This is a genomic window from Arhodomonas sp. KWT (assembly GCF_010993615.1).
In genome coordinates this window covers 1-1,450 of record NZ_WNXE01000432.1, presented here as the reverse complement: position 1 = coordinate 1,450, position 1,450 = coordinate 1, and the positions used below count along the sequence as shown (strand labels likewise).

The window sequence follows — 1,450 nt, the reverse complement described above, 5'->3', positions numbered from 1 at the left end:
GGACCGTCCTCGCCATGGTCCGTGCGGTCCTCGACGAGGCGGGCCTGGAGATGACCGACCTCGGGGCGCTGGCCTGCTGCAGCGGTCCGGGTTCGTTCACCGGGGTGCGGATCGGTATTGGTGTGACCCAGGGGCTCGCCCTCGGTGCGGACCTGCCAGTGATCCCGGTGTCCACCCTGGCCACCGTGGCGCAGGGGGCCTGCCGCACCCACGGTGCGGCGGCAGTTGCAGTCGCCATGGACGCCCGCATGGGCGAGGTTTACTGGGGCTGCTATCGGCGCCGTGGCGCGGGCGTCGTCACCGCGGGGGAGGAGGCGGTGGTGTCGCCGGATTCCGTGGTGCTGCCGGGCACCGGCGACGCCTGGCTCGGTTGCGGTACGGGCTACGGCGCCTACGCCGAGGTCCTCGCGGAACGGCTAGGCGAGGCGGTTACGGTGGTCGATCCGGAACGCCTGCCGGACGCCCGGGACTGTCTCGCCCTGGCCGAGGTGCGGCTGGCGGCGGGGGCGCGCGGTGTGGCGGCGGAGGATGTCGTGCCCACCTACCTGCGCAACCGCGTCACCCAGGGGTAGGGTTGGCGGGCGGTACGAATTCCGTTCGTCCCGTTTGTCGACAGTAACCCCCAATCACTTGAAATTGAACTCGATGTTCCCGATATACCGGAATGCAGGATCGCGGTGCGTCCGCGACGGGAAATACGGGAACAATGCAGGGAGGTGATGGATATGGACATGACGCGTTATCGCCCGGGCCGTGGCGTGGCCAACCTGAGCGACGAGTTCAGCCGGTTCTTCTCTTCTTCGCCGCTGCTCGATGCGGTGCGTGATTTTTCCACCGTGGAGACCAGTCAGTGGACCCCGGCGGTGGACATCCGCGAGGAGAAGGACAAGTTCGTGGTCGAGGCCGATATCCCCGGCGTGACGCCGGAGGATATCGAGGTGACCATGGAGAACGGGGTGCTCTCCATCCGGGGTGAGCGGACCAGCGAGCGTGATACCGACGAGGGCGGCGTACGCCGCCGGGAACGCGCCTATGGGGTGTTCTACCGGCGCTTCGCGCTGCCGGACAGCGCCGACCCGGAGTCGGTTCGCGCCCGCGGGGATCAGGGCGTGCTCCGCATCGAGATCGGCAAGCGCGAGACCGCCGTGTCCCGACGGATCCCGGTGGAGCAGTGAGCCATCCCTGAACGGTGACGCCGGCGACGTCACCCCGATCCCGACGGCGGTCCCTGGGGCCGCCGTTTTTGGTTGCGGCCGTGTCAGGTCCGGGTGCGCTCGGCCAGGAACTCCCCGAGGATCCGTCCCGTCGGGGTGTCCGCCGTACCCACGGCCTCCGGCGGGCCCTGGGCCACCAGCCGGCCGCCCCCGTCGCCACCCTCCGGGCCGAGGTCCAGCAGCCAGTCCGCCTCGGCGATCACATCCAGGTTGTGCTCGATCACCACCACGGTGTT

General features: G+C 69.5%; 3 protein-coding genes. 2 read left to right on the top strand and 1 reads right to left on the bottom strand.

Annotation, left to right across the window (positions count from 1 at the left end):
* On the top strand, positions 1 to 572 hold a 572-nt coding region (tsaB, locus tag G7A99_RS19645; RefSeq protein ID WP_163143405.1), incomplete at its 5' end, for a tRNA (adenosine(37)-N6)-threonylcarbamoyltransferase complex dimerization subunit type 1 TsaB.
* A 153-nt stretch (positions 573 to 725) separates the two neighbouring features.
* Positions 726 to 1,175, top strand: coding sequence for an Hsp20/alpha crystallin family protein (locus G7A99_RS19640; protein WP_018716923.1), 450 nt, complete (start codon positions 726 to 728; stop codon positions 1,173 to 1,175).
* 83 nt (positions 1,176 to 1,258) lie between these two features.
* Here G7A99_RS19640 and G7A99_RS19635 read toward each other — a convergent pair.
* Positions 1,259 to 1,450 (bottom strand): hypothetical protein (locus tag G7A99_RS19635; protein WP_205599944.1); only part of this gene is annotated, 192 nt, incomplete at its 5' end.

Excerpts from the sequence above, each read along its gene's own strand:
- G7A99_RS19640 (WP_018716923.1), top strand. The coding sequence starts at position 726 with ATGGACATGACGCGTTATCGCCCGGGCCGTGGCGTGGCCAACCTGAGC.